This is a genomic window from Nonomuraea sp. ZG12 (genome assembly GCF_052068115.1).
Classification (GTDB): Bacteria; Actinomycetota; Actinomycetes; order Streptosporangiales; family Streptosporangiaceae; genus Nonomuraea.
On record NZ_JBQHCW010000008.1, the window covers coordinates 145,308 to 164,417 of the forward strand.

Annotated in this window: 21 protein-coding genes; 14 read left to right on the forward strand and 7 right to left on the reverse strand. The window is 71.2% G+C overall.

Annotation, left to right across the window (positions count from 1 at the left end; all coding sequences use genetic code 11):
* The first annotated feature begins 213 nt into the window (after positions 1-213).
* Together ACTMTF_RS23410 and ACTMTF_RS23415 are read left to right on the forward strand one after the other, a co-directional pair.
* Positions 214-1,359, forward strand: coding sequence for a type III PLP-dependent enzyme (locus ACTMTF_RS23410; protein ID WP_441112597.1), 1,146 nt, complete (start codon positions 214-216; stop codon positions 1,357-1,359).
* 63 nt (positions 1,360-1,422) lie between these two features.
* Positions 1,423-2,700 carry a ferric iron reductase gene (locus tag ACTMTF_RS23415; RefSeq protein ID WP_441112598.1) on the forward strand — a complete coding sequence of 426 codons (1,278 nt, stop codon included), beginning with the start codon at positions 1,423-1,425 and terminating at the stop codon, positions 2,698-2,700.
* Here the strand turns inward: ACTMTF_RS23415 and aroQ are convergent.
* Positions 2,687-3,142, reverse strand: a complete 456-nt coding sequence (gene aroQ / locus ACTMTF_RS23420; protein ID WP_441112599.1) for a type II 3-dehydroquinate dehydratase — start codon at positions 3,140-3,142, stop codon at positions 2,687-2,689. The genes ACTMTF_RS23415 and aroQ overlap by 14 nt on opposite strands.
* Before the next feature lie 47 nt (positions 3,143-3,189).
* Complete coding sequence (locus tag ACTMTF_RS23425) at positions 3,190-4,344, reverse strand: RtcB family protein (protein WP_441112600.1); 1,155 nt, start codon at positions 4,342-4,344, stop codon at positions 3,190-3,192.
* Between the two features lie 105 nt (positions 4,345-4,449).
* Here ACTMTF_RS23425 and ACTMTF_RS23430 point away from each other — a divergent pair, with 105 nt between their 5' ends.
* From ACTMTF_RS23430 to ACTMTF_RS23440, 3 genes are all read left to right on the forward strand, one after another.
* A complete protein-coding gene (locus ACTMTF_RS23430; protein ID WP_441112601.1) occupies positions 4,450-5,244 on the forward strand; it encodes a phosphotransferase in 795 nt (264 codons plus the stop codon).
* A 90-nt stretch (positions 5,245-5,334) separates the two neighbouring features.
* Positions 5,335-6,324, forward strand: a complete 990-nt coding sequence (gene moaA / locus ACTMTF_RS23435) for a GTP 3',8-cyclase MoaA (protein ID WP_441112602.1) — start codon at positions 5,335-5,337, stop codon at positions 6,322-6,324.
* Between the two features lie 104 nt (positions 6,325-6,428).
* Positions 6,429-6,686, forward strand: a complete 258-nt coding sequence (locus tag ACTMTF_RS23440) for a DUF6457 domain-containing protein (RefSeq protein ID WP_397013245.1) — start codon at positions 6,429-6,431, stop codon at positions 6,684-6,686.
* Between the two features lie 312 nt (positions 6,687-6,998).
* On the opposite strand, the gene ACTMTF_RS23445 is transcribed toward ACTMTF_RS23440, so the two are convergent.
* Positions 6,999-7,313: a DUF3099 domain-containing protein gene (locus ACTMTF_RS23445; RefSeq protein WP_441112603.1), complete on the reverse strand. Its 315-nt coding sequence runs from the start codon at positions 7,311-7,313 to the stop codon at positions 6,999-7,001.
* Between the two features lie 98 nt (positions 7,314-7,411).
* Here ACTMTF_RS23445 and ACTMTF_RS23450 point away from each other — a divergent pair, with 98 nt between their 5' ends.
* Positions 7,412-7,624: a dodecin gene (locus ACTMTF_RS23450; protein WP_397013241.1), complete on the forward strand. Its 213-nt coding sequence runs from the start codon at positions 7,412-7,414 to the stop codon at positions 7,622-7,624.
* Between the two features lie 53 nt (positions 7,625-7,677).
* Positions 7,678-8,688 carry a linear amide C-N hydrolase gene (locus ACTMTF_RS23455; protein WP_441112604.1) on the forward strand — a complete coding sequence of 337 codons (1,011 nt, stop codon included), beginning with the start codon at positions 7,678-7,680 and terminating at the stop codon, positions 8,686-8,688.
* 73 nt (positions 8,689-8,761) lie between these two features.
* On the opposite strand, the gene ACTMTF_RS23460 is transcribed toward ACTMTF_RS23455, so the two are convergent.
* Complete coding sequence (locus ACTMTF_RS23460) at positions 8,762-10,132, reverse strand: metallopeptidase TldD-related protein (protein WP_441112605.1); 1,371 nt, start codon at positions 10,130-10,132, stop codon at positions 8,762-8,764.
* Complete coding sequence (locus ACTMTF_RS23465) at positions 10,129-11,622, reverse strand: TldD/PmbA family protein (RefSeq protein ID WP_441112606.1); 1,494 nt, start codon at positions 11,620-11,622, stop codon at positions 10,129-10,131. The genes ACTMTF_RS23460 and ACTMTF_RS23465 overlap by 4 nt, the downstream gene beginning before the upstream one ends.
* Before the next feature lie 77 nt (positions 11,623-11,699).
* On the opposite strand from ACTMTF_RS23465, the gene fabG reads away from it, so the two are divergent.
* Both fabG and fabI read left to right on the forward strand, forming a co-directional pair.
* Positions 11,700-12,395 (forward strand): 3-oxoacyl-ACP reductase FabG, encoded by a 696-nt coding sequence (fabG, locus tag ACTMTF_RS23470; protein ID WP_441112607.1) that lies wholly within the window; start codon positions 11,700-11,702, stop codon positions 12,393-12,395.
* Between the two features lies 1 nt (position 12,396).
* Positions 12,397-13,161 (forward strand): enoyl-ACP reductase FabI, encoded by a 765-nt coding sequence (gene fabI / locus ACTMTF_RS23475; protein WP_441112608.1) that lies wholly within the window; start codon positions 12,397-12,399, stop codon positions 13,159-13,161.
* A gap of 27 nt (positions 13,162-13,188) precedes the next feature.
* Here the strand turns inward: fabI and ACTMTF_RS23480 are convergent, their stop codons facing one another.
* Both ACTMTF_RS23480 and ACTMTF_RS23485 read right to left on the reverse strand, forming a co-directional pair.
* Complete coding sequence (locus ACTMTF_RS23480) at positions 13,189-14,055, reverse strand: hypothetical protein (protein WP_441112609.1); 867 nt, start codon at positions 14,053-14,055, stop codon at positions 13,189-13,191.
* 126 nt (positions 14,056-14,181) lie between these two features.
* Positions 14,182-15,129, reverse strand: a complete 948-nt coding sequence (locus tag ACTMTF_RS23485; RefSeq protein ID WP_397013227.1) for an aldo/keto reductase — start codon at positions 15,127-15,129, stop codon at positions 14,182-14,184.
* Positions 15,130-15,193: 64 nt separating this feature from the next.
* Here ACTMTF_RS23485 and ACTMTF_RS23490 point away from each other — a divergent pair, with 64 nt between their 5' ends.
* Genes ACTMTF_RS23490 through mshC form a run of 5 tightly spaced genes read left to right on the forward strand, consistent with a single transcriptional unit; the run spans position 15,194 to position 19,107 of the window.
* On the forward strand, positions 15,194-15,880 hold the full coding sequence (locus tag ACTMTF_RS23490; RefSeq protein ID WP_441112610.1) for an MSMEG_4193 family putative phosphomutase: 687 nt from the start codon (positions 15,194-15,196) through the stop codon (positions 15,878-15,880).
* A gap of 9 nt (positions 15,881-15,889) precedes the next feature.
* Positions 15,890-16,438 (forward strand): DUF3090 domain-containing protein, encoded by a 549-nt coding sequence (locus tag ACTMTF_RS23495; RefSeq protein ID WP_397013223.1) that lies wholly within the window; start codon positions 15,890-15,892, stop codon positions 16,436-16,438.
* Positions 16,435-17,199 (forward strand): SCO1664 family protein, encoded by a 765-nt coding sequence (locus tag ACTMTF_RS23500; RefSeq protein ID WP_397013221.1) that lies wholly within the window; start codon positions 16,435-16,437, stop codon positions 17,197-17,199. The genes ACTMTF_RS23495 and ACTMTF_RS23500 overlap by 4 nt, the downstream gene beginning before the upstream one ends.
* 23 nt (positions 17,200-17,222) lie before the next feature.
* A complete protein-coding gene (locus tag ACTMTF_RS23505; protein WP_441112611.1) occupies positions 17,223-17,873 on the forward strand; it encodes an NRDE family protein in 651 nt (216 codons plus the stop codon).
* Between the two features lie 10 nt (positions 17,874-17,883).
* Positions 17,884-19,107, forward strand: a complete 1,224-nt coding sequence (mshC, locus tag ACTMTF_RS23510) for a cysteine--1-D-myo-inosityl 2-amino-2-deoxy-alpha-D-glucopyranoside ligase (RefSeq protein ID WP_441112612.1) — start codon at positions 17,884-17,886, stop codon at positions 19,105-19,107.
* Positions 19,108-19,110: the final 3 nt, after the last annotated feature.

The following is a 19,110-nucleotide window of genomic DNA, read 5'->3' on the forward strand; positions in this document are numbered from 1 at the left end:
GCGGAATCAGCGGAGGCGCGGCAGACGGTGTCGCGCCTCCGCCCTCCACCCGTAGGAGATCCGCCGCAGGCGGACGTACGGATTGATGAAAGTAGCCATTCGCCCTTCACGCCTAGTTTTGTCATCTCTCGTACGGTTTCGTACCGAGGGCTTTCCCCTACGGGATGAAGTCCGTACGGTTCCGTACGAGATGTCTGGTCTTGCGGGGGCGCGATGGTGGTGGAGTCGGTGCGGGCGCGGGCGCTGCGGCTGGCGGCGGCGGGAGAGCTGCCCGCCTACGTCTACGACCTGCCCGGGCTGCGCGCGCACGCCGGCGCCGTCCAGGCGGCGATGGCCGGCAGCGCCCAGGTGTTCTACGCGGTCAAGGCCAATCCCGCCGCCGAGATCCTGCGGACGCTGCGGCCCTTCGTGGACGGCTTCGAGGTCGCCTCAGGCGGCGAGCTGGCCCTCGTGCGGGAGCTGCTGCCGGACGCGCCGGTGGCGTTCAGCGGGCCGGGCAAGACCGATGCCGAGCTCGCGCTGGCCCTGGATCCGGGCGTCGAGCGGCTGCATGTGGAGAGCCCCGGCGAGCTGGCCCGGCTGATCGCCACCGGCGCCCGGCAGGACATCCTGCTGCGCGCCAACCCCGACCTGCCCGGGGAGGACGTCCGGCAGGCGGCGGACAGCCCGTTCGGCATGGACCCGGACGGGCTGGCCGCCTGCGTGCGGCTGCTGCGTGACGCGCCCCGGATCACGCCGCACGGCATCCACGCCCACCTGACCTGGGGCCGGCACGACGCCCCCGCGATGGCCGATCTGGCCCGCCGGGTCGGCGCCTGGGCGCTGCCCTGGCTGCGCGAGCACCTGCCGGAGGTGACCGAGCCGGAGCTGGATCTCGGCGGCGGCATGGGCGTCGACTACGGCGCCCCGCAGACCCGGTTCGACTGGAAGGCCTACAGCGCCGCCCTGGCGGATCTGGGCGGCTCCGCGCGGCTGCGGATCGAGCCGGGACGCTCGCTGACCGCCTACGACGGCTGGTACGTCACCGACGTCCTGGACGTCAAGCGCACCCACGGCCGCCATTACGCCGTGCTCCGCGGCGGCACCCACCACCTGCGCACCCCCGTCGCCAGGGGGCACGACCAGCCCTTCACCGTCATCCACCGGGCCACGTCCGGCCCCGCCCTGACCGGGACGGCCACCCTCGTCGGCCAGCTGTGCACACCCAAGGACGTGCTCAACCGCAACGCCGAGGTCACCGGCCTGCGGGTGGGCGATCTGGTCGCCTTCGGCCTGGCCGGCGCCTACGCCTGGAACCTGTCCCACCACGACTTCCTCATGCATCCGCAGCCCTCGTTCCACTACGTGGACGGCCCGTAGGCGTCGAGCGGGCAGGCGCGGGTAAATACCCGATTTCGACATTAGCCGGATGGAATCCACTGAATGATCCTCGACGACGCATCGGATCCGCTGCCGTCCTGGCAGTACGCGGAGCGCTACCTGGGCGTGGGAACCCGCGCCTACAGCAGGTTCTCCGGCGACTCGGAGATCTCCGAGCCCTACCATCCGCAGCGGGGCTCCGAGCGGTTCGTGGTGCCGACGTTCAGGGTGGCGGCAGGGGAGGGGACGTTCCTGAGCAACGCGGTGGAGTCCACCCTCACCAAGCTGTATCGGGGCGGCGACACCTTCCTGCTGCCCGTCCACCCCGAGACGCTCGCCTTCCCCGGCCTGCCGGGCCGCGACGCCTTGCGTGAGCGCGGGCCGGACCTGGTGGTGGTGCCCTCCGCCAACGCCCGCACCGTCTTCGTCGAGCGCATCGGCGGCGACCCCGTCGAGCCGCACTTCGTCAAACTGCACTACCCGAAGCGCCTGTCCCGCTTCACCCGCCGCCTGCGCCGGCCGATCATCTCCGTGCAGCTGTGGGCCGCCGAGGAACTGCTGGCCGCCGGGCTGCCCGTCCTGCCCGAGGTCGGGGGCGGCGTGCTCGGCGACCGGCCGGAGGAGGCGTGGGGCTTCCTGATCCGCGAGTCCCGGCCGCGCTCGGGCACGGCGACCGGCCCCGACGGCGACCTGCCGGACGAGCCCGGATTCGGGGCCGACCCGCCGCACCACACCGTGCCGCTGTTCGCGCTGTACGGCGGTGACGTCCGGCGCCCCGGCGACCCGACACTGCTGGAGCAGCTCGTCGCCCGCAGCGGCGAGGACCCGGCGAGCTGGCTGGCGCGGCGGGTCGTCACCCCCATGGTCCGGCTGTGGCTGCGAGCCGTCACCCGCACCGGGTGCACGCTCGAACTCCATGGCCAGAACACCCTTTTCGGATTCGACCCCGACGCCCGCCGCACCGCGATCCTCTACCGTGACTGCGGCGTCTACGTCGACCCGCTGATCCGGCGTGAGCGGGGCCTGAACCGGGAGCTGCCGCCGGTCAACGTCATCTCCCGCGACATCCGGCAGCCGCGTGAGCGGGTCCTCAGCCTCACCTACGACAGCTTCATGGGCCACCACGCCCTCGAACGCCTCGCCCAGGTCGCCGCCGACACCCTCGGCGTGCCGCCGGAGCGGCTCAGGCAGGCCGCCCGCGAGGCGTTCGCCGCGTACGGCGGCGCCGCCGTGCCCCTGCCCGCCACCACCTACTACTACGAGGACCGCCTGAACCCGGACGGCCGCTGGAACCTGGTCGACACCGGCGAGCGGCCCGCCTGGCGCGTCAGCCCCCCGTGACCGCGTGCCGCAGCCCCCGAAGCCCCATGACATAGCCGTACACGCCGAACCCGACCACGATCCCGCGCGCCACCGGCGAGACGTAGGAGCGGTGCCGGAACGGCTCGCGCCGGTGCACGTTGGAGATGTGCACCTCCACCACCGGCAGCTCCACCCCCTCGATCGCGTCGTGCAGCGCCACCGACGTGTGGGTGAAGGCGCCGGGATTGAACACCGCCCCGATCGCCCGGCCCGCCTTCACCTCGGCGCCCGCCTCCTGGATCCAGTCGATGAGCTGGCCTTCGTGGTTGGACTGCCCGAAGACCAGCTCCAGGCCGGCCGCCTCGCACTCCTCGCGGCACATCGCCTCCACGTCGGCCAGCGTGGTCGTCCCGTAGATCTCCGGCTCGCGGGTGCCGAGCAGGTTGAGGTTGGGACCGTTGAACACGTAGACCGATGTCACGCCGCTCGCTCCGTTCGCCAGGACTGGTCGACGATCTTACCGCCGGTTCAGCCCTTGTAGTTGAACACCTGGCGCAGCGTGTGCTGGACCATCACCAGGTCCTTCTGGTCCTCCATCACGACGTCGATCGGCTTGTAGGCCTCCGGGTGCTCGTCCACCAGCGCGTCGGCGCGGTCGGAGTTCCACGTACGGCCCCGCATCGCCGCCTTCAGCGACGTGGCCGACAGCTGACGCTTGGCCTTGCTGCGCGACATCCGGCGGCCCGCCCCGTGCGCGCACGAGTTGTACGACAGCGGGTTGCCCCGGCCGCTGACGATGTACGAGCGCGTCCCCATCGAGCCGGGGATGACGCCCTCGTCACCGGTGTCCGCCTTGATCGCGCCCTTCCGGGTGATCCACAGACGCTTGTCGTGATGCGTCTCCAGCTGGGTGAAATTGTGGTGGCAGTTGATCGTGCGGACCCGCGAGCCGTGGCCGACCACCCCGAAGAGGGCGTTGATCAGCACCTTGTCCATGCGGGCACGCGAGGCCATCGCGTAGTGCTGCGACCACAGCATGTCGGCGATGTAGGCGTCGAACTCCGGGGTGTTCTGCACCAGGTAAGCCAGGTCCGGGTCCTCCAGGCCGATCGCCTGATGCTTCATCAGCTTCTTCGCGTCCATGATGTGCCGGGTCGCGAGCTGGTTGCCGATGCCGCGCGAGCCGGAGTGCAGCACCGTCCAGACCCGGTCCCGCTCGTCCAGGCAGACCTCGACGAAGTGGTTGCCGGAGCCGAGGGTGCCGAACTGCCGGGCGACCGTCGTCTCCTGCTTGCCGGTCAGGGCGGTGTGCGGGCTGCCGAGCTCGCTCAGCGCCCGGTCGACGGACGGGTCCTCGTGCCCCTTGCCGACGCCGGCCGGGATCCGGCGCTCCACCAGCCGCATCAGCGCGTCGAGCGTGTCCGGCAGGTCGGCCGCGGTCAGCGTCGTCTCGGTCGCGACCATGCCACAGCCGATGTCGACGCCGACGGCGGCCGGAATGATCGCTCCCTCGGTGGGGATCACCGAGCCGACGGTCGCGCCGATGCCCACGTGCGCGTCGGGCATGAGAGCGACGTGGCCGGACACGATCCGCATCCGGGCGGCGCGCGCGGCCTGCATGACCGTGCCCTCGTCGATCTCGCTGGCCCACGACAACAGGTTGGGTGCGGGCTGGTTCGGCATGGGAACTCCTCGTTCGTCCTTGATCCAAGTCTGCCGCCGTCGTGGGTAAATGCCCACTCATTTATCTCCGTCGCGTGCTTTACGCCCGCCTCGTACGATCGGTTCGTGACGCAACGGGAGGAGATCCTCACCGGCGGGGGAGTCAACGAGGTGGTCCGGGTCGGCGCGACCGTGCGGCGGCCGGTGGGGCCGTGGACGCCCGCCGTGTACGGCCTGCTCGGCCACCTCGCCGCCCGGGGCTTCACGGGCGCGCCGCGGGCGCACGGCCTGGACGAGCGCGGCCGCGAGATCCTCGACTTCGTGCCCGGCGTCGTCGGCCACCACCCGATGCCCGGCCACCTGCGGAGCGACGGCGCCCTGCGACGCCTGGCCACGCTGCTGCGCGAGTATCACGACGCCACCGCCGGCCACACGCCCGCCGACGACGCCACCTGGTACTTTCCCGCCCGGGAGCCCGCCGAGGTGATCTGCCACGGCGACGTCGCGCCGTACAACTGCGTCTTCCGCGACGGCCTGCCCGTCGCCTTCATCGACTTCGACACCGCTCACCCGGCCCCGAGACTGTGGGACGTGGCCTACGCCGCCTACCGGTTCGTGCCGCTCACCTGCGCCGTCGGCGACGGTGATGTGGACGGCAACGGGGAGGCGGCGCTGCCGGTCACCGAGCAGGCGCGGCGGCTGCGGCTGCTGTGCGACGCCTACGACCTGGCACCAGGCGACCGCCGGGCCCTGCCCGAGGCGGTCGTCGAGCGGCTGCACGCGCTGGTGGCGTTCATGCGCGAGCGGGCGGCGGCCGGCAGCGCCGCCTTCGCGGGCCACCTCGCCGACGGCCATCATGAGCTCTACCTTCGCGACGCCCGGCACGTCACGGCGCACGCCGGACTCCTGCGCACTGATTGAACGGGATTCGCGGCCCTATACCCGTTTTGGGACAGGAGGGTCGGGAGACGTAGGCTGGCCGTCTGAAGAACGACAGGAGGTGACGCCCCCATGTTGCGAGACTCGTTCGGACGGGTGGCGACGGATCTGCGGGTGTCCCTCACGGACAAGTGCAATCTGCGCTGCTCCTACTGCATGCCCCCCGAAGGACTCGAGTGGCTGCCCAACGCGCAGCTCCTCACCGCGGACGAGATCGTCAGGCTGGTGACGATCGGCGTCGAACGCCTCGGCATCCACGAGGTCCGCTATACCGGCGGCGAGCCGCTGCTGCGGCGCGAGCTCGTCGACATCGTCGGCCGGACCACCGCGCTCGAACCCCGGCCGCAGGTGTCGCTGACCACCAACGGCATCGGCCTGGCCCGTGTCGCGGCGCCGCTCGCCGCCGCCGGGCTGGACCGGGTCAACGTCTCCCTCGACACCCTCGACCGCGACACCTTCAAGCGGCTCGCGCACCGCGACAGGTTCCCCGACGTGATTGCCGGCCTGGCCGCCGCCCACGAGGCCGGCCTGCGCCCCGTCAAGGTCAACTCGGTGCTGATGCGCGAGGTCAACCAGCACGAGGCCGTGCCGCTGCTGCGCTTCTGCCTGGAACAGGGCTACGAGCTGCGGTTCATCGAGCAGATGCCGCTCGACGCCCAGCACGGCTGGAGCCGCGACACCATGGTGACGGCGGACGAGATCCTCAAGCTGCTGTCGGCCTCGTTCGACCTGGCGGCCGACGACCTGGAGGAGCGCGGCAGCGCCCCCGCCGAGCGGTTCCTCGTCGACGGAGGCCCCGGCCGGGTCGGCGTGATCGGCTCGGTCACCCGGCCGTTCTGCGGCGCCTGCGACCGCGTACGCCTCACCGCCGACGGGCAGATCCGCAACTGCCTGTTCGCCACCGAGGAGTCCGACCTCAAGACCGCGATGCGCGCGGGCGCCACCGACGAAGAGCTGGCCGAGCGGTGGATCACCGCCGTCTCCCGCAAGAAGGCCGGCCACGGCATCGACGACCCGGCCTTCCTCCAGCCTTCCCGCCCCATGTCCGCGATCGGCGGCTAGCCCGCCGGCCCACTCGGCCCGTGATCTGCACGGTGTCCTTGCCGCCGACGCTCGGGCGGACCCTGGTCCGGCTGCGACACTAGGGACATCTGGAGGAGGCTCGTATGAACGTATTGGCCGAGTGGACCGCGCTGGCCTGCAAGGAGCTGGGCATCGACCCCGCCCGGGTGGACCGGGACGTGATCCTGGAGCTGACCAAGGAGGTGGCGCACGGGGTGGCCAGGCCGGCCGCGCCGTTGACCGCCTACCTGCTGGGTCTGGCCGAAGGATCGGGCACCGCCCCCGACGACGCGGTGGCGCGATTGACGACGCTGGCCGGCAACTGGGGTCAGGCGACGAAGGAGACACTGACTGACAGCTGACATATGGACGAACTATCAGTGTCAACCCCGCCCGAACCTGAACGTTTCCTGTGAAATGTGGGGAAGGCGGGGTGTAAACGATTTCGGGAAAGCGGCCCTATCCGACTGCGCCCCGTAACGGGACAGATCATTTAGATCCAAGATTTGCCCGGAAAAGGGGCAACGCCGGGTGGTTACGGGGGCAAACCACCCGGCGTCGCTTCATCGGCGTTCCGACGGGGGCCCGGAACGCCGGCACCAGCGCTCCGACGGGGGACCGGAGCGCTTGTCTAAAGCGTACACCTACAACCCGTGGGATGCGTCAAGACTTAGTCACGACCCGATCTCGCGTCGGTGCATCGGTATCTCACTTTGGTCAGCATCAGGGCTGTGAAAGGTGGGAGGAGGGGCGGGTTGGCCCCTCTCATTGGCCCCGATTACGGCTATGTATGGCAAAAGAACTGCGCCCGCGATGAACAGCATGCGGTAGGGCCACGGCAGGGGCAGCACCACCGCCAGGATCAGGCAGATCGTGCGTATCCCCATCTTGATGAGGTAGCTGATCTCGCGCCGGCGGATGTCGGCGGTCAGCGACGGCCTGGCGTCCGTGACCTGGTGGACATCCCTTTTCCTCCGCCAACCTTTCATACTTCCACCGTAGACCTCGGACCAGCCGGTCGGGACGGCGCTCCCGGTCATCGGCGCAGGTCATGCGATCATGGCCGGGGAGTAAGGAGGATGTGGAGATGACGGATCGCACATACCGGGTGACCGAGATCGTCGGCACCTCGTCGGAGAGCGTGGACCAGGCCGTCCGCAACGGGATCAGGCGGGCCTCCGAGACGCTGCGCCACCTCGACTGGTTCGAGGTGACCGAGGTGCGCGGACACATCGAAGGGGGAGAGGTGGCCCACTTTCAGGTCGGCATGAAGGTGGGGTTCCGGCTGGAGGACTCCTAGGCATCCTGCGCCGCATGGGTGACAGATGACACCTCAGCCGACAAACTGCCAATATGCGTAGCCGTACGGCAGGGGTGTTGTCGGCACTGCTCGTCCTCATCATGCCCGCGGTCATGGCCTGCTCGGGAGGGACGCCCGCAGCCGGCGACCCGGCCCAGAAGTCCGCGCACGAGCAGGGGCAAGGGGTGTTACGCCAGAACTCCGACGAGATCGCTCGTACGGTGAGCAGCCTGCGGCAGGTCGACGACCTGCCGCTGTACGAGATGACCTACCACGGCGGCTACGACGCCGAGGCGCCGCTCACCGACGCGGAGCTCGCCCGCCGCGACGACGACTGGGCGTGCTCGCTGTTCGTGCGCGGCGCCGAGTTCGGCAGAAACTTCGACTGGGACCCGAACCCGGCCATGGTGGTGCACGTCAGCCCGCCCGGCGGCTACGCCTCCCTGTCGCTGTCGGACGTCTCGTACGTGCTCGACGGCGGCGCGCCCGACCTCAAGGACGCCGCCGACCGGCGGCGGCTCGGGCACGCGGTGCTCCTGCCGTTCGACGGCATGAACGACCAGGGCCTCACCGTCGGCCTGGCCCAGGTGCCGGACGCCGAGCTGCCCGCCAGGACCCCGGGCCGCACCCTGGTGGGCACCACGCGGATCATCCGGCTGATGCTCGACCGGGCCGCCACCGTGGACGAGGCCGTCGCCCTCATGCGCCGCTACGACGTGGAGTTCACCGACGGCCCGCAGGTGCACTATCTGATCGCCGACCGGTCGGGCCGGTCCGTCGTCGTCGAGTACGGCGGCGGCGAACTGCACGTCATCGACGACCGGATCCTCACCAACATCACCATGGCCGGCGCCGACCGCCGCACCCGCATGGCCGACGCGCGCTACCGCAGGCTGGCCGAGGGCATCGGCACCGAGACCGAGGCCCTCGACCTGCTGCGCCAGGTGGTCCAGCCGCACACTCGCTGGTCGATCGTCTACGACATGAAGGCGGGCACCGCCCGGCTGGTCACCGGCCAGCGGTGGAGCCGGGTGCACGAGCTCACCGTCGGCCGGCCCGGCTGACCGTCGACATGGTCAGGCCCGCCGGGCTGACCGTCGGCGTGTTCCAGCCCGCCGGACTGGCCGTCGGCGTGTTTCAGCTCGCCTGGCTGACCGTCGACATGTTGAAGTCGGGCACCCGTACGGCGGGCATGACGGTACGGGTGAAGTAGTCGCCCCACTCGCGGGCCAGCGTCGGCTCGGCCGAGCCGATCTCCGTCAGGCGGCCGAGCAGGTCGACCGGGCTCTCGTTGAACCGGAAGTTGTTCACCTCGCCCACCACCTCGCCGTGCTCGACGAGGTAGACGCCGTCCCGGGTCAGGCCGGTCAGCAGCAGCGTCTGCGGATCGACCTCGCGGATGTACCACAGGCAGGTGAGCAGCAGGCCGCGCTCGGTGGAGGCGATCATCTCCTCCAGGGAGCGGCCGTCCGCCGGCCCTTTCATGATCAGATTGTCGATGGCGGGCGTCACCGGCAGCTCGCTCAGCTCGGCCGAGTAGCGGGTCTGCAGCAGCGCCTCCAGCCGGCCGTCCCTGATCCAGTCGGTCGCCGCCAGCGGCAGCCCGTTGTCGAACACCGAACTGCCCCGGCTGGAGGCGTGCGCCATGACGAACGGCGCGCAGCCGATGCCGGCCGCGGCCGGGTCGCTGGACAGCGTCACCGGCATGGTGGCGAGCCGCTCACCCACCCGGGTGCCGCCGCCCGGCTTCGCGAACACCGAGCGGCCGTCCACGGCGTCCCTGGCCTGCGCCGACCAGAACAGGTAGACCATCAGGTCGGCGACCGCGCTCGGCGGCATCAGCGTCTCGTAGCGGCCCGCCGGCAGGTCCACCCGCGTCTTGGCCCAGTCGAGGCGCTGCGCCAGCGAGGCGTCGAGCACGGCCACGTCCACGTCGGTGAAGTCGCGGGTGGCCACCCCGGTCCACGCCGAGCGCTTGAGGTCGGCGGACTTGGCGTTGAGCTCCAGCCGCCCGGTCGGCTGGTCGTGGCGCAGCCGCAGGCCGGTGGAGCTGCCGAGGAAGGTGGAGGTCAGCGTGTGCTCGGCGAAACCGTACAGCTTCCTGCCGCCGGCCTTGGCGGTGGCGAAGGTCTCGCCGAGCGCGGGCGCGAAGCCCTGGAACACCTCGATGTCGGTGGGCGTCACCGGCGCGTCCCAGCCGGCGCTCGCCGGCCCGCCCTCGACGAGCTGCCGGGCGTCCTCGGCGGGCTGCGCGTCGCGGGCGGTGGCGTCGGCGGCGGCCACCACGTCGGCGAGCTGCTCGGGGCGCACGGCCGCGCGTGAGACCACGCCCACGCCCTGCCCGGCGATCGAGATCACGGTGAGCCGGCTGGAGCGGGCCACGCCGTTGGTCGTCAGGGTGTTGCCGGCGAAGCGCAGGTTGGCCGTGGACTCCTCGTCCACCAGCACCACGCACCCGTCGGTCGTGGAGAGCTCCAGGGCCCTTTCCACCATCTCCTGGGGAGTCACTTTCCGCCCTCCTGAACGGTGTTGAGGATCCGGACGTTCCTGAACAGCGCGGAGGGGCAGCCGTGGCTGACCGGCGCGACCTGGCCCGGCTGGCCCTTGCCGCAGTTGAAGGCGCCGCCCAGCACGTAGGTCTGCGGGCCGCCGACGGCCTCCATGGACTGCCAGAAGTCCGTCGTCGTCGCCTGGTAGGCGAAGTCGCGCACCTGCCCGGCGAGCCGGCCGTGCGAGATCTTGTACGCCCGCTGCCCGGTGAACTGGAAGTTGTAGCGCTGCATGTCGATCGACCAGCTCTTGTCGCCGACGATGTAGAGGCCCCGCTCGACGCCGGAGATGAGCTCCTCCGTGTCGGGCCCGCCCGGGGCGGGCGCCAGCGAGACGTTCGCCATCCGCTGGATCGGCATGTGCCCGGGGGAGTCGGCGAAGGCGCAGCCGTTGGACCTGCAGAGGCCCTTCATCAGCGCCATCCGGCGGTCGAGCTGGTAGCCGACCAGGATGCCGTCCTTGACGATGTCGAAGCTCTGCCCCTGCACGCCCTCGTCGTCGAAGCCGATCGTGGCCAGCCCGTGGGTGACGGTCCTGTCGCCGGTCACGTTCATCGGCGTGGAGCCGTAGACCAGCTCGCCGAGCTGGTCGAAGGTGGCGAAGCTGGTGCCGGCGTAGGCGGCCTCGTAGCCGAGCGCCCGGTCGAGCTCCGTGGCGTGGCCGATCGACTCGTGGATCGTCAGCCACAGATTGGACGGGTCGACCACCAGGTCGTAGTCGCCCGCCTCCACCGACGGCGCCGCGAGCTTCTCCGCCAGCAGCTCCGGCAGCTTGGCCAGCTCGGCCGCCCAGTCCCAGCCGGTGCCCGTGAGGTATTCGTAGCCGCGGCCCACCGGGGGCGCGATCGTCGACATGTCGTCGAAGCCAGACTCGGAGGCCTTCATCGCGTTGAGCTTCGGATGCACCCGCACCCGCTGCTGGGTGGTGACGGTGCCGGCCGTGTCGGCGTAGAACTTCTGCTCCTTGACCTGCAGCAGCCGGGCCGAGACGTGGTCGGCGCCCTTGAGCAGCCCGGCCGACCAGTCGGCCAGCAGCGCGACCTTGTCGGCCGAGGACACCTCGAACGGGTCCACGTCGTAGGCCGACACCCAGGTGGTGTCGGCGTGCACGGGCTCGGGCGCGAGCTCGATGGGCTCGGTGTTGATCGGCGCGCTCACCTCGGCCACCCGCACCGCCTGTTCGGCGACCCGCACGGCCGCCTCGGGGGTCAGGTGGATGCCGGAGGCGAACCCCCAGGTGCCGTTCTTGACGACCCGGACGGCGTAGCCCAGGTCATCGGCGTCGGAGGCGCCCTCCAACCGGGTGTCGTAGAGGCTGAGCGTCTCGGCTCTGACACGCTCCAGCCGGAAGTCGGCGTGCTCGGCTCCCAGCTCGCGTGCGCGTTGCAGGGCGGCGTCCGCGAGCCGCCTGAGCGGCAGCGCGAGGAAATCGGAATCGATCTGGCGCATGTCCACGATCCTAGCGCCGTGATCTTGTATCCCCCGGACAAGCGCATACCGGCGGGTAGGAGATAGCGTCGTGTGTCATGGCACGCTCAGTACTCGTCACCGGAGGCAATCGCGGCATCGGCCTCGCGATCGCCCGCGAACTCGCCGCGACCGGCGACTCCGTGGCCGTCACCTATCGATCGGGAGAGCCGCCGGACGGCCTGTTCGGGGTGAGGTGCGACGTGACCAGCATGGCCGACGTCGAGGCCGCCTTCGACAAGGTCGAGGCCGAGCAGGGCCCGGTCGAGGTGCTGGTCTCCAACGCCGGCATGACCAAGGACACCCTGCTGGCGATGATGAAGGAGGACACCTTCACCGACGTCATCGACGCCAACCTGACCGGCGCCTACCGCGTCGCCAAGCGGGCCATCCGGCCCATGATGAAGCTCAAGCGCGGCCGGGTCATCCTCATCTCCTCGGTCGTCGGCCTGTCCGGCCAGGCCGGGCAGACCAACTACGCCGCCTCCAAGGCCGGCCTGGTCGGCTTCGCCCGCTCCATGGCCCGCGAGTACGGCTCGCGCAACATCACCGTCAACGTGGTCTCGCCCGGGTTCGTGGCGACCGACATGACGGCCGACCTCGACACCGAGGCCATCGTCAAGAACATCCCGCTGGGGCGGCAGGCGACCCCCGGCGAGGTGGCGCGCGTCGTCCGCTTCCTGGCGAGCGACGACGCCTCCTACATCACCGGGGCCGTGATCCCCGTCGACGGCGGACTCGGAATGGGGCACTGACATGGGCATACTCGAAGGTAAGCGGATCTTGGTGTCGGGTGTGCTGACCGACGCCTCCATCGCGTTCTCGGTCGCCAAGCTGGCCCAGCAGGAGGGCGCCACCGTGGTGCTCACCGGGTTCGGCCGGCTGAGCCTGGTCGAGCGGATCGCCAAGCGGCTGCCGGAGAAGGCGCCGGTGCTGGAGCTCGACGTACAGAACACCGAGCATCTCGACAGCCTGGCCACCCGCGTCGGTGAGCACGTCGACGGCCTCGACGGCGTGGTGCACTCGATCGGGTTCGCGCCGCAGACCGCTCTCGGCGGCAACTTCCTCAACACCACGTGGGAGGACGTCGCGACCGCCCTGCACGTGTCCACCTACTCCTACAAGTCGCTGGCGGTGGCCTGCCTGCCGCTGATGAAGCAGGGCGGCGCGGTCGTCGGCCTCGACTTCGACGCCAGCAGGGCCTGGCCCGTCTACGACTGGATGGGCGTGGCCAAGGCCGGCCTGGAGTCCTGCAACCGCTACCTTGCCCGCGACCTGGGCAAGCACGGCATCCGCGCCAACCTCGTGGCCGCCGGTCCGCTGCGCACGATGGCGGCCAAGTCGATCCCGGGCTTCAAGGAGTTCGAGGACAGCTGGCCGGCGAAGGCCCCGCTCGGCTGGGACCTGTCCGACACCCTGCCCGCCGCCAGGGCGTGTGTGGCGCTGATGTCCGACTGGTTCCCCGCCACCACGGGCGAGATCGTGCACGTGGACGGCGGCGTCCACGCGATCGGCGGCTAGCCGCTCCCGCGGAGCGCCGGGCGCCTTTCAGGCCAGGCGGTGGCGGCTGTTGCCCTGCCTGGCCGGCTCGAACGGGATGGAGTCCGGCTGCTCGCTGCGCTGCTTGCGCTGCTGCACGATGCGGGTGGCCAGCACCGCCGTGGCCAGCAGGATGATGGTCAGCGCCGTGCCGACGACGTCCGAGGCGGGGGCGCTCGGCCGCACGATGCGCTGTTTCTGCACCGGCAGCGCCAGCTCGTCGGCGAACGGGTTGGGCCACAGCAGGTCGAACCGCAGGTCCTCGGGGTCCGCCCGCCGCTCGGTGGCCGGCTCGCGCTCGTCCAGCGTGTGCGGCCGGGTGTCGGGCGGGGTGGCGGCGTCGGTCGCCAGCACGTCGGCGTGCTCGCGGTCGTCGCCGGGCTCACGCTCGGCCTCCGGCGACGGGGTGGCCCGGTCCGACCGCCGCGAGTCCGGTGTGGGCGTGGGGGTCGGGGTGGGGATGCCGTCGAGCACGGCCTGGTCCTCGCAGGCCAGCACCGGCAGGCAGACCTCGCCGAGCGTCTCCGGCAGCAGCTCGGTCCGCCTGGGCTCGGCCGAGTCGCTGGGCCGGGGCGAGCGCCGGTCCGGCCTGGAGGAGGGCCGCGACGTCGGCACCGCCTCGCCGACCTTGCCGAGCACGGTGTCGGTGGTCTTGTCGAGGCCCTTGGTCACGGGCTCGGTGAGGCCGCCGGTCAGGTCGTCGACCGTGCCGGTGACCGCGTCGAGGGTGTCGCACAGGCCGTCGGTCACTCCCGAGAGCAGGCCGCCGCCGCGCTCGCAGTCTCCGGCTAAGGCCATCGCGGGCGGCGCGGCCACCGCGACGGTCGCCAGCGCTACCGCGAGAATCCCGGCCGAGATCGCGGTCCTGCTCCCCATCCGTCCCCTCCTGCGTCGCCTCCGGAGGAAATCCTGATGGACTGGGCCACATGATGCAGGCGATTTCCCGCTAAAGTTGCGATTCGGTATCGACTAGTGACACGTGAGTGTGACTCTCGTTGACCGTCAGTCCGGCGACGACACGTCATCCAGAGCCTCTCGAATTTCTATCGGCAACACTATGTCCTCGGCGAGGAGCGTGCCCTTGAGTTGGGCGAGTGTGCGGGCGCCGACGATGGCCGAGGCCACGCCGGGCTGGTCGCGCACCCATGACAGGGCCACCGCCAGCGGCGAGACGCCCAGCCCTTCGGCGGCGGTCATCACCGACTCCACCACCCGCCGGCTGCGCTCGTCGAGGTAGGGGCGGACGAACTCGGAGAAGTGCGGGGTGGCGGCCCGCGAGTCGGCCGGGATGCCGGTGCGGTACTTACCGGTCAGCACGCCCCGGCCGAGCGGCGACCAGGCCAGCACCCCCACGCCGGTGTGGTGGGCGGCCGGCAGCAGCTCGCGCTCGGGCTCGCGGGCCAGCAGGGAGTATTCGGCCTGCACGGCCGTGATGGGAATGCGGCCGGGGATCGCCCGCTGGGTGACCGCCGCGGCGGCGAGCTGCCAGCCGGTGTAGTCGCAGACGCCCGCGTAGACGGCCCGTCCCGAGGAGACGATCGCGTCCAGCGCGGCCATGGTCTCCTCCAGCGGCACCTCGGAGTCGTAGGTGTGCAGCTGCCACAGGTCGACGTAGTCGAGGCCGAGCCGGTTGAGCGAGTCGTCGACGGCGGCGATCAGGTGACGCCGGGAGGCGTCGCGCGGCCGGTGGCCCAGCGGAGTCACCACGGCCTTGGTGGAGATCACCAGCTCCGCGCGCGGCACCGAGTCGCGCATCATGCGGCCGAGCAGCCGCTCGGCGTCGCCGCCGGTGTAGACGTCGGCGGTGTCCACCAGCGTGCCGCCCGCGTCCATGAACGTGCGCAGCTGTGCCGCCGCGTCGTCCGCGTCGGTGTCACGCCCCCACGTCATCGTGCCGAGGCCCATCCGGGACACCGACAGGCCGCTGCGGCCGACATAGCGCTGCTCCATGATCCCGCCAGGTTACCGTCCGGGTGGGGGAAACGCCGTGATCCACGCCTGAGACACTTGTCCGGTGACCACCCTGCTACTGGCCCGCCACGGGCTCACCGACCTCACCGGGCCGGTCCTGGCCGGCCGCACCCCCGGCGTCCATCTCAGCGAGGCGGGCCGGGCACAGGCGGCCGCCCTGGCCGAGCGGATCGCGGCCGTACGGCTCGACGCCATCGTCTCCAGCCCCCTGGAGCGCTGTCAGGAGACGGCCCAGGCCATCGCCGGGGGGCGCGGCATGACGGTGACGACGGACGAGCGGTTCCTGGAGTGCGACTACGGCTCATGGACCGGCCGCGAGCTGAAGGAGCTCGCCAAGGAGCCGCTGTGGGGAGTGGTGCAGGCGCATCCGAGCGCCGCGACCTTCCCCGAAGGGGAGTCGATGGCGGCGATGCAGCATCGGGCGATCACCGCGGTCCGGGAGTGGAATAGCCGCCTGGGGGAGAAGAGTGTCTACCTGGCGTGCAGTCACGGGGACGTGATCAAGGCGATCGTCGCCGACGCGCTGGGCCTCCACCTCGATCATTTTCAGCGGATTACTGCTGATCCGGCGGCGCTCACCGTGATTCGCTATGCCCCCTTGCGTCCCTTTGTTATCAGGCTTAACGATATGGGGGAATTGCGGCTCCCCGAGGATTCGGAGGAGAAAGACGGGGGAGAAAACACCACCGGGAGCGATGCCGCCGTCGGCGGCGGGCCCGGAACCACGTAAGGTCAGGCTATGCCGGTCTTCGACTACGACCCACCAGAGAGGTTCGTGGCAGGCGCCCTCGGGCAGCCAGGCGCGCGCGCCTTCTTTCTGCAGGCCAGGGCCGAGGGCAGACTGACCACGGTGGCGCTCGAGAAGCTGCAGGTGGCCGCGCTCGCGAGCAGGCTGGACGAGCTGCTCGACGAGGTGCTGCGGCGCAGCGGTGGCACCGCCCACGTGCCCGCGATGGCGCCGGCCGACCTCTCCGACGACGCGCCCCTCGACGCCCCGCTGGCGGAGGACTTCCGGGTGGGCACCATGGCGCTCGCCTGGGACCCCGACACCGCTCAGGTGGTCATCGAGGCGCAGGAGGTCATCGACGAGGAGGACCTCGAGGCGCCCGAGCCCGCGATGCTGCGGGTGCGGATCAGCGCCGGGGCCGCCCGCGCGTTCACGCAGCGGGCGCTCAAGGTCGTCGCGGCCGGCCGTCCGCCGTGCCCGCTGTGCGCGCAACCCCTGGACGCCGGGGGCCACGTCTGTGTCCGACTCAACGGCTACCGCGGAGGTGAGGCGGCTTCATGACCGCTCCCGAGAGCGAGCCGGCCATCAGGCCCGCCCCCCCTTCGGCCATGGACGAGGAGGAGACTCTCAAGCTGCTGCGCGACGGCACCCTGGAGGTGGCCGGCCGCCTCGTCGAGGCCACCAACATGACCCTCTACTGCTCGGTCAAGCTCGGCACGCGGAGCGCGGCCTGCGTCTACAAGCCCGTGCGCGGCGAGCGCCCGCTGTGGGACTTCCCCGACGGCACCCTGGCCGCCCGCGAGGTGGCCGCGTTCGAGGTGTCCCAGGCGACCGGCTGGCACATCGTGCCGCCCACGGTCTACCGCGAGGGGCCGTTCGGGCCCGGTATGTGCCAGCTGTGGATCGACACCGAGCGTGAGGTCGACCTGATGCGGCTGGTGCGCAGCCGCAACCCGGTGGTGCGCCGGATGGCGGTGTTCGACGCGGTGGTCAACAACGCCGACCGCAAGGGCGGCCACCTGCTGCCGCTGCCCACCGGCCACGTCTACGGCGTAGACCACGGCGTCTGTTTCGCCGCCGAGGACAAACTGCGCACGGTGCTGTGGCAGTGGCGGGGCAAGCCGCTGGCCCGCGAGGCGGTGGCGGTGCTCGCCAAGCTGGAGCGCGACCTGGAGTCCGGTTCGCTCGGCCGCAGGCTGCGAGACCTGTTGACGCTGGCGGAGGTGGAGGCCACCTGGCAGCGGGTGCGCCGGCTGCTCGACACCGGCGTGCATCCGTCCCCCTCGGAGGGCTGGCCTGCCATCCCCTGGCCACCCATCTAAACCGATTTTGTACGCTTTGCCCCATGTGCACGGTGATCGTGAGAACAGGGCAGCCGCTCACCCTGATGGGTGTGCGGGACGAGTTCACCGACCGGCCCTGGGAGGGCCCCGGTGAGCACTGGCCCGACCATCCGGGCGTGATCGGCGGCCTGGACCTCAAGGCGGGCGGCACCTGGCTCGCCGTCGACCCCGCCGCCCGACGCGCGGCGGCGCTGCTCAACGGGCACGGCCAGGCCGCCCCCGAGGCGACGAAGATCTCCCGTGGCGGGCTGCCACTGCTCGCCGTGACCACGGGCGAACTCCCCGACCTGGACTTCACCCGCTACGACCCCTTCCATCTCGTGCTCGCCGACCTGACCCGGACACGGCTGTTCAGCTGGGACGGTGTACGGCTCAGCGCCGCCGAGCTGCCCGACGGCACCAGCATGATCGTCAACACCGGGCTGGACCCGGCCAACGACCGGGTGGCCGGCTTCCGGCCGAGATTCGCCGGCGACACCGACTGGCGAGAGCTGATCACCGACCCGCCCTCCGCCGACCCCGGCGCGCTGATCGTCCGGCACGAGCTGCCCGACGGCCGCGTCTTCGCCACACTCTCCGTCACCCTGCTTACCCTCACTCCGGAGGGCGTCAACTACGACTTCACCGACATGACATCTGATCAGGACGGATAGGCTCAAAGACATGAGATCGTGGTCCGCCCCCAACGTCCCCCACCTGCCCGGCGCCAGCGTCCCGCTGAGGCTCTACGACACGGCGGCCCGCCAGGTGCGGCAGAGCGACCCGGGGCCGGTCGCGACGATGTACGTGTGCGGGATCACCCCCTATGACGCCACCCATCTGGGCCACGCCAACACCTACCTCGCCTTCGACCTGGTCGGCCGCCTGTGGCTGGACGCGGGCCACGAGGTCCACTACACGCAGAACGCCACCGACGTCGACGACCCGCTGCTGGAGCGGGCCGAGCAGACCGGCGTCGCCTGGCAGAGCCTGGCCGAGCGGGAGATCGAGCTGTTCCGTACGGACATGGAGGCGCTGCGCATCCTGCCGCCCCGCGAGTACGTCGGCGTCACCGAGGTCGTCGACCGGGTGGCCGGGCTCATCACCGAGCTGGCGGCCAAGGGCGTCACCTACACCCTCGACGGCGACGTCTACTTCAGCGTCGCCGACGCCCCCAAGTACGGGCAGGTGTCCGGCTACGACGAGCAGACGATGCTGGACCTGTTCGGCGAGCGCGGCGGCGACCCCGACAAGCCCGGCAAACGCCACCCGCTCGACTGGCTGCTCTGGCGGGCCGAGCGGCCCGGCGAGCCCGCGTGGGACTCCCCGCTCGGCAGGGGCCGGCCCGGCTGGCACGTCGAGTGCACCTCGATCGCCCTGGACAACCTGGGCGCCGGCTTCGACGTGGCCGGCGGCGGCACCGACCTGATCTTCCCGCACCACGAGTGCGGCGCGTCCGAGGGGCACGCCGCCACGGGGGAGTGGCCGTTCGCCAAGTTCTACACGCACGCGGGCATGGTGGCGCTCGACGGCGAGAAGATGTCGAAGTCCAAGGGCAACCTGGTGTTCGTCTCCAAGCTGCGGGCCGAGCACGACCCGATGGCCGTCCGGCTCGTCCTGCTCGCCCACCACTATCGCGAGGACTGGGCCTACACCCCCGATCAGCTCGCCGCGGCCGAGGCCAGGCTGGCGCGCTGGCGGGCCGCGACGGCGCTCGCCGCCGCCCCGCCTGCGGACGAGCTGCTGGCCGAGGTCCGTGAGCGGCTGGCCGACGACCTGGACGCGCCGGGCGCGCTGGCCGCGATCGACGCCTGGGCGGAGCGGGCGACGGCCGGCCAGGGCACGGACGCCTCGGCGCCCGGCCTCGTGCGCGACCTGGCCGACGCCCTGCTCGGCCTGAAACTCTGACCG